Origin of the sequence: Mesorhizobium sp. M5C.F.Ca.IN.020.29.1.1 (assembly GCF_003997375.1) — a bacterium.
Classification (GTDB): domain Bacteria; phylum Pseudomonadota; class Alphaproteobacteria; order Rhizobiales; family Rhizobiaceae; genus Mesorhizobium; species Mesorhizobium wenxiniae.
Genome location: NZ_RZSW01000274.1, coordinates 1 through 8,002 on the forward strand (window position 1 = coordinate 1; position 8,002 = coordinate 8,002).

Here is an 8,002-nt window from a genome sequence, read left to right on the forward strand (position 1 = left end):
GGAAGAGATCATTGCCCCAAGCCGCACAGCTTTTTGTCCGCTACGTTGACGCGATAAACTATCGCGTCGGACGCGTCGCCATGTACCTGCTGTTCGTCATGGGCGCGGTCCTGCTCTATTCGACGCTGTCGCGTATCATTTTCGGCGTGCCGATCAACTGGGTGCTGGAATTGTCGCAGTTCCTGCTCTCCGCCTACTATCTGGTAGGCGGCGCCTATGTCCTGCAACTCGATCAACATGTGCGGATGGACCTCTTCTATAGCCGCCTCGATGCAAGGAAGCGTGCGATCACCGACGCTATCACCATCCTTTTTGTTATCTTCTTCCTGGTCGTGCTCCTCGGCGGTGGCCTGTCGAGCACAAACTACGCCATCCAATACAACCAGAAGAACTACTCGGCTTGGTCGCCCGTGCTCTGGCCGATCAAGATGGTGATGACGACGGGCGTCTTCCTGATGTTGCTGCAGTGCATCTCGACCTTCATCAAAGACGTAGCCATTGCCCGCGGGAAGCCGATCGCATGAGTTCCGAGGCGATCACCCTTTTCATGTTCGGAACCATGATGGTGCTGCTCTTCACCGGACAGCGCGTCTTTGGCGTCATCGGCTTCGTCGGTTCGGCGGCGGCTCTGTGGTTGTGGGGGCAGGGATCCTTCGAGATGCCCTTCAACGCCTCCTTCCAGGTATTGAACTGGTACCCGCTGATCACCGTGCCCTTCTTCATCTTCATGGGCTACATGCTGTCGGAATCCGGCTTGGCGGGAGACCTCTACCGGATGTTCCACGTCTGGTTCGGGCCGGTGCGCGGCGGGCTGGCGTTGGGCACGATCGGCCTGATGGTGCTGATTGCTGCGCTCAACGGCCTGTCGGTCGCCGGCATGGCGATCGGCGCGACGATCGCTCTGCCGCAGTTGCTGCGCCATGGCTACGACAAGTCGATGGTCACCGGTGTCATCCAGGCAGGTTCCTCGCTCGGCATCCTGATACCGCCGAGTGTCGTCCTGGTGCTCTACGCCATGATCGCCCGGCAGCCGGTGCTGGACCTTTGGCTGGCCGGGGTTGGCCCTGGCCTGCTGATGGCGCTGATCTTCGGCGTCTATGTCTATCTGCGCTGTCTCATTCAGCCGGAAGCCGGCCCGGCGCTGCCGGCCGAGGAGCGCGCGCTGATCACGCGCGCTGAAAAATTTGCGCTGCTCAGGGAAGGTCTGCTGCCGCTTGCCATTTTCGCCGTCATGATGGGCATGTTCATGACCGGAGTGACGAGCCTGGTGGAAAGCTCGGTCGTGGGGGCGGTGCTGGCAATGCTCGGCGCCTGGTGGGCGGGAAACCTGAACCGGAAATCCTTCGAGACGGCTACGCGTAACACGCTGGGCATCAGTTGCATGTTCCTCTGGATCATCCTCGGCGCGCTGTGCTTCAGTTCGGTCTATGACGGGCTGGGCGCGGTAAAGGCGGTCAAGGCGCTGTTGATCGACACATGGGAGTTCAGCCCGTGGACCATCCTGGTGCTGATGCTCCTCTCCTTCATCGTCATGGGAATGTTTCTCGACGACACCGCGATGCTGGTCATCGTCGCGCCGCTCTACATCCCGCTGGTTATCAGCCTCGGCTTCAATCCGATCTGGTTCGGCATCCTCTACACGATCACCTGCCAGATCGCGTACATCACACCGCCCTTCGGCTATAATCTGTTCCTGATGCGCGCAATGGCGCCGCCCGAGATCACGTTGGCCGACATCTATCGCTCCATCGTGCCATTCTTCTTCCTGATGGTGCTGTCGCTGATCATCATCATGATTTTCCCGCAGATCGCGCTGTGGCTGCCAAGCCTCTATTCGGGGCGATAGGCAACTGGAAATTGGTGATGCGTCGAGGAAGGAACCAAAAGAGGAAGAATGAGCTTCCCCAGGAAATAGTGGACCTGCACGCATGCAGGAGTGTCGAAGAGGAGAACGGAACGATGACTGAGCAAACAAGAAACATAAGCAAACGCGATTTCCTGCGAAAAGCGGGATTGACGACCGCGGGCGCGGTCGGTGCGTCCACGCTGGCCATGCCATACGTCAAGGCACAGAGCCCGATAACATGGCGCCTGCAGACCTATGCCGGCCCGGCCTTGGCCGAGCACGTCATCAAGAACTCGATCGACTGGTTCAACAAAGCCGCCAATGGCGAGATGGTAATCGAGCTCTACACCGCAGATCAACTCGTCCCGCATGGCGAGCTGTTCCGTGCTGTCCAGTCGGGCACGATCGATGCGGCCCAGAGCGACGACGATTCCGCCGCCGCTCCGGTAGACGTCAAGGTATTCGGCGCTTATTTCCCGCTCGCGGCGCGCTATTCCCTCGATGTGCCGGCGCTGTGGCACTGGCACGGTCTGAAGGAGATCTGGGAAGAGGCCTATGCCGAGATTCCCGACGTGACATGGCTCTCCACCGGCGCCTGGGACCCCTGCAACTTCGGCACGACAAAGCCGATCAAGTCCCTCGCCGACCTGCAGGGCCTGCGCGTCTACACCTTCCCTACCGGCGGCCAGTTCCTGTCGCGCTTCGGCGTGGTGCCGGTGTCGCTTCCCTACGAGGACGTGCAACCCGCCATGCAGACCGGAGAACTCGACGGTGTGTGCTGGTGCGGCATCACAGAGATGCATACCGTGGGCTGGGCCGACGCACTAAAATACTACCTAACGAACCCGCTCTCGGGCGCCTGGGCCGGCTCCTACTTCGTCAATACCGGAAAGTGGAAGGCTGTGCCCGAGCATCTGCAGCAGCTCTTCCGCCTGGCAATCGACGCCTCACACTACTACCGCCAGCATTGGTACTGGGCTGGCGAAGCCAACTACCGCAACACCGGCAAGCTTGAGCTCACCACCATTCCGGATGCGGAATGGTCGAAGGTCGAGGAAGAGGCAGTAAAGTTCTGGGACGAGATCGCCGCGCAGAGCGAGCGCAGCGCAAAGGTCGTCGACATCATGAAGAAGTACAACGAATCGATGAGGAAGGCCGGGGCGCCCTATCGCTACGGCTGATTGAGACTGCAAACAAGGCCGCCCGCTTCGGCGGGCGGCTTTGCGAACCTGGACGCTGGAGTTTTAAATGGCCGGAAATTTTTCTTTCGATCAGTTGAAGAAGGCGGTCTCAAGCGGTGAGGTCGACACGGTGCTGGCCTGCATCGTCGACATGCAGGGGCGGCTGGCGGGAAAGCGGTTCCTGGCCCAGTATTTCGTCGATTCCGCCCATGATGAGACGCATGGCTGCAATTATCTCTTGGCCGCCGACATCGATATGGAGCCGGTGCCCGGCTACAAGGCGGCGAGCTGGTCGAAGGGTTACGGCGACTTCGTCATGAAGCCCGATTTGTCGACGCTGCGGCGCATTCCATGGCTGGAAAAGACGGCGCTTGTGATCTGCGACGTGCTTGACCACCACACCCATGATGACCTGCCGCATTCGCCGCGCGCCATCCTGAAGAAGCAGGTCAAACGGCTGAGCGAGCGCGGCTATATCGGCTATTTCGCCTCCGAGCTCGAATTCTATCTGTTCAGCGAAACCTACGATTCGGCTCGCAAGAAGCACTGGCACGGCCTCGACACAGCCTCGCCCTATATCGGCGACTACCAGATCGGCATCACCACCAAGGAAGAAGGCGTCATGCGCCGGCTGCGCAACGAGATGGAAGCGGCCGGCATACCGATCGAGAACTCCAAGGGCGAGTGGGGTCCGGGCCAGGAAGAAATCAACGTCCGCTATGCCGAGGCGCTCGACATGGCCGACCGCCACGTCATCCTGAAAAACGGCGCCAAGGAGATCGCCGAGTCTGAAGGCAAGGCGATTTCGTTCATGGCCAAGTACAATTACGGGCTGGCCGGCAATTCCAGCCACATCCACAATTCGCTGTGGAGCGCCGACGGCAAGACGCCGCTTTTTTATGACAAGAATGCCGAATGGACGCTGTCTACGCTCGGCCAGCAATGGGCGGCGGGCCAGCTCAAATACGCCAAGGAATTCACCTGGTTCTTGGCGCCCTACATCAACTCCTACAAGCGCTTCCAGGCCGGCACTTTCGCGCCGACCAAGATCATGTGGAGCGAGGACAACCGCACCGCCGGTTTCCGCCTGTGCGGCGAGGGCACCAAGGGCATCCGCATGGAATGCCGCATCGGCGGCGCCGATCTGAACCCCTATCTCGCCTTCGCCGCGCTGATCGCGGCCGGCCTTGCCGGCATCGACGAAAAGCTTGAACTGCAAAAACCCTTCGTCGGCGATGCCTATCAAGCCTCGCAGCTGCCGGAAATTCCGAAGACCCTGCGTGATGCCACCGAGACGCTGGCGAAATCGGAGATGCTGAAGCAGGCGCTCGGCGACGGCGTGCTCGAGCATTATGTCCATACGGCCCACTGGGAGCAGTTCGAATACGACCGCCGCATTACCGATTGGGAACTGCACAGGGGGTTCGAGCGGTACTAAACTACGCCAGTGCTGCCCTTCGGCCTTTGGTGCCGGACGGACGGGCGGCTCAAACCGAGATTGTCATTAACCGTGAGGGCTCAAAGGAATGACCGAAACGGTCAAGATAAAAACTCCCGTCGATGGTTCGATCTATGCCGAGCGGCCTGTGGCCACCGACCAGGCGATCAATGCGGCGGTCGAGCGTGCCAAGGCGGCGCAGGAGAAATGGGCTCAGACGCCGGTCGTCGAGCGCGGCAAGTACATGCTGGCGATGCTGGAAGCGCTGGTCGCCATGACCGAAGAGATCGTGCCGGAGATCGCCTGGCAGATGGGTCGTCCGGTGCGCTATGGCGGCGAGTTCGGCGGCGTCAGGGAACGTACCAGCTACATGGTCGAGATCGCGGAAGCGGCACTCAAGCCGGTCCTCGCCTCCAATCCGAAGGACGGGTTTCGCCGCTATGTGAAGAAGGTGCCGCTCGGCGTGGTCTTGGTGATTGCGCCCTGGAACTATCCCTATCTTACCGCCGTCAACACTATCGTGCCGACGCTGATGGCCGGCAGTGCCGTCATCCTTAAGCATGCGGCGCAGACGCTGCTGGTCGGCGAACGTTTTCAACAGGCGTTCGACAAAGCAGGCCTGCCCAAGGGTCTGTTCCAGAACCTCGTCATGAACCATGTGCAGACCGAAAAACTGCTCGGATCGGGCAAGATCGACCATGTCAATTTCACCGGCTCGGTTGCCGGTGGCCGCGCCATCGAAAAGGCCGCGGCAGGCACCTTCATGACCCTCGGCCTCGAACTTGGCGGCAAGGACCCGGCCTATGTCCTGGCCGACGCCAAGATGGATCATGCCGTCGCCAACCTGGTCGACGGGGCCTTCTACAATTCCGGCCAGTGCTGCTGCGGCATCGAGCGCGTCTATGTCCATGAGAAGGTCTATGACGAATTCATCGAAGGCTTTATCGCCGAAACCAAGAACTACGTCGTCGGCAACCCGCTCGACCAGGCGACGACGATGGGGCCGATGGCACAGGCGCGCTTCGCCGACCTGATCCGCGAGCAGAAGGCCGAGGCGCTGCGCAAGGGCGCCAAGGCCCACATCAACATGAAGGTTGCCAATGACGAGCAAGGCTCGCCCTATCTGGCGCCAGAGGTGCTGACCGAGGTCGATCATCAGATGAGTGTCATGCGCGAGGAAAGTTTTGGGCCGATCGTCGGCATCATGAAGGTGCGCAACGACGAAGAGGCGATCGCGCTGATGAACGACAGCCCCTATGGGCTGACAGCCTCGATCTGGACGCGCGATATTGAGCATGCAGTGGCGATCGGCGACCGTGTCGAGACCGGCACCGTGTTCATGAACCGCTGCGACTATCTCGATCCGGCGCTGGTCTGGACCGGTGTCAAGGACACCGGCAAGGGCGCCGCCCTGTCGGCCATCGGCTACGACAATCTGACGAGGCCGAAATCATATCACTTGCGTGAAGCCATCTGAATTTCTGAAAGATAAAAATGTCAAAACTCATTTCCAAATGGAACTATCCGACAACCGTGCGCTTCGGCGCGGGGCGCATCAAGGAATTGCCTGATGTGCTTGATGCCACGGGCATCAAGCGGCCGCTCTTCGTTACCGATCCGGGGCTGGCCAAGCTGCCGGTGGTCGCCTCGACGCTGAAGATCCTCGACGACGCCAAGGTACCCTATGGCGTGTTTTCCGAGGTCAAGCCGAACCCGGTCGACTCCAACCTGACCGCCGGCATTGCCGTGTTCCAGAAGGGCAAGCATGACGGCGTCATCGCCTTCGGCGGCGGTTCGGCGCTCGACCTCGGCAAGCTGATCGCCTTCCAGGCCGGCCAGGCGCGGCCGGTCTGGGATTTCGAAGATATCGGCGACTGGTGGACGCGCGCCAACTCCGATGCGATCGCACCGATCATCGCCGTGCCGACCACCGCCGGCACCGGCTCGGAGGTCGGCCGCGCCGGAGTCATCACCAATGAAGCGACCCACACCAAGAAGGTCATCTTCCATCCGAAACTTTTGCCGGCCATCGTCATCGCCGATCCGGAACTGTCGGTCGGCATGCCGGGCTTTATCACAGCCGGCACAGGCATGGACGCGCTTGCTCACTGCCTCGAGGCCTATTGCGCGCCGGGCTATCATCCGATGGCCGACGGCATCGCTGTCGAAGGCGTGCGGCTCGTCTTGGAGAACCTGCCGAAGGCCTATGCCAACGGTAAGGATCTTGTCGCCCGCGCCCACATGATGAGTGCGGCCGCCATGGGCGCCGCCGCTTTCCAGAAGGGGTTGGGCGCGATCCACTCGCTGTCGCATCCGATCGGCGCGCTCTACGACACCCATCACGGCATGACGAACGCCGTGTTCATGCCTTATGTGCTGGCCTTCAACCGCGACGCCATCGAGGTGCGCATCGCCCGGCTCGCGGCTTATTGCGGCATCAAGGGCGGCTTCGACGGCTTCGCCAAGGCCGTCATCAAGCTTCGCAAGGAATTGAAGGTGCCGCACGCGCTGCCGGGCCTGATCAAGGGGCTTGACATGGACAAGAAGCGCAAGGGCCTGATCGCCGACATGGCGGTGGTCGATCCGACCGCCGGCGGCAACCCGGTCAAGCTGACCAGGAAGGCGGCGCTGACGCTGCTCGACAATGCCATTGCCGGCACCGTCTGAGACGGTTTTTCGCGCCGAAAGTTGATCTGGAAAATTGAGGGCAAAGAAAGGGGAAAAGATGGAAGTTAAGACAGAAGTTCGTTAGCCGGAAAATAATCGCAGAGCGATTGCTACAGCCGGTTAAAAAGAGTTTACTTTTTCGTACTGCAGGGCATCGCTTTCACAAAGCTTTCATCGGGCTGTCACACGAAAACGATACCGCATCGCAGGCGTCCAACGGCGTCAGTTCAACGGAGAGAACACATGTTCAAATTCACGGGAAAAGTGCTTTCCCTTACGGCCGTCGCCCTGATGGCGACCTCTGCCATCTCGTCGGCGCAGTCCATGGATGAACTGGTCGCCGCCGCCAAGGCGGAAGGCCAGCTCACCACCATCGCGCTGCCGCACAGCTGGTGCGGCTATGGCGACGTCATCGCCGGCTTCAAGGCGAAGTATCCGGAAATCACCATCAACGAGCTCAATCCCGATGCCGGCTCCGGCGATGAGATCGAGGCGATCAAGGCCAACAAGGACAATAAGGGCCCGCAGGCGCCTGATGTCATCGACGTCGGCCTGTCTTTTGGCCCGTCCGCCAAGGCAGACGGCCTGATCCAGCCCTACAAGGTGTCGACCTGGGATACGATCCCTGACAGCGCCAAGGATGCCGATGGCTACTGGTACGGCGACTACTACGGCGTGCTCGCCTTCGGCGTGAACAAGGCCGTCGTGCAGAACGCACCACAGGACTGGGCTGACCTGCAGAAGCCGGAATACGCCAACTCGGTGGCGCTCGCCGGTGACCCGCGCACCTCGAACAACGCCGTCATGTCGGTCTACGCCTCGGGCCTCGCGGCTGGCGGTACCGGCGGCCAGGACGCAGCCGCCAAGGGT

Annotated in this window: 7 protein-coding genes; all 7 read left to right on the forward strand. The window is 60.8% G+C overall.

Annotated elements, in window-relative coordinates; translation table 11 throughout:
- On the forward strand, positions 1-524 hold a 524-nt coding region (locus EOA85_RS20820), incomplete at its 5' end, for a TRAP transporter small permease subunit (protein WP_348627920.1).
- A complete protein-coding gene (locus EOA85_RS20825) occupies positions 521-1,846 on the forward strand; it encodes a TRAP transporter large permease subunit (RefSeq protein WP_127211000.1) in 1,326 nt (441 codons plus the stop codon). The genes EOA85_RS20820 and EOA85_RS20825, both read left to right, overlap by 4 nt.
- Before the next feature lie 113 nt (positions 1,847-1,959).
- Entirely contained in the window at positions 1,960-3,027 is a 1,068-nt protein-coding gene (locus tag EOA85_RS20830) for a TRAP transporter substrate-binding protein (RefSeq protein WP_127211001.1), read from the forward strand.
- Positions 3,028-3,094: 67 nt separating this feature from the next.
- Positions 3,095-4,465: a glutamine synthetase family protein gene (locus EOA85_RS20835; RefSeq protein WP_127211002.1), complete on the forward strand. Its 1,371-nt coding sequence runs from the start codon at positions 3,095-3,097 to the stop codon at positions 4,463-4,465.
- A gap of 88 nt (positions 4,466-4,553) precedes the next feature.
- Positions 4,554-5,942, forward strand: a complete 1,389-nt coding sequence (locus EOA85_RS20840) for an aldehyde dehydrogenase family protein (protein ID WP_127211003.1) — start codon at positions 4,554-4,556, stop codon at positions 5,940-5,942.
- A gap of 17 nt (positions 5,943-5,959) precedes the next feature.
- The gene (locus tag EOA85_RS20845) at positions 5,960-7,132 is read left to right on the forward strand and encodes an iron-containing alcohol dehydrogenase (protein WP_127211004.1); all 1,173 of its coding nucleotides are present in this window, start codon (positions 5,960-5,962) and stop codon (positions 7,130-7,132) included.
- Positions 7,133-7,375: 243 nt separating this feature from the next.
- Positions 7,376-8,002, forward strand: a 627-nt coding sequence (locus EOA85_RS20850) for an ABC transporter substrate-binding protein (RefSeq protein WP_164759773.1), incomplete at its 3' end; no start/stop codon positions are given.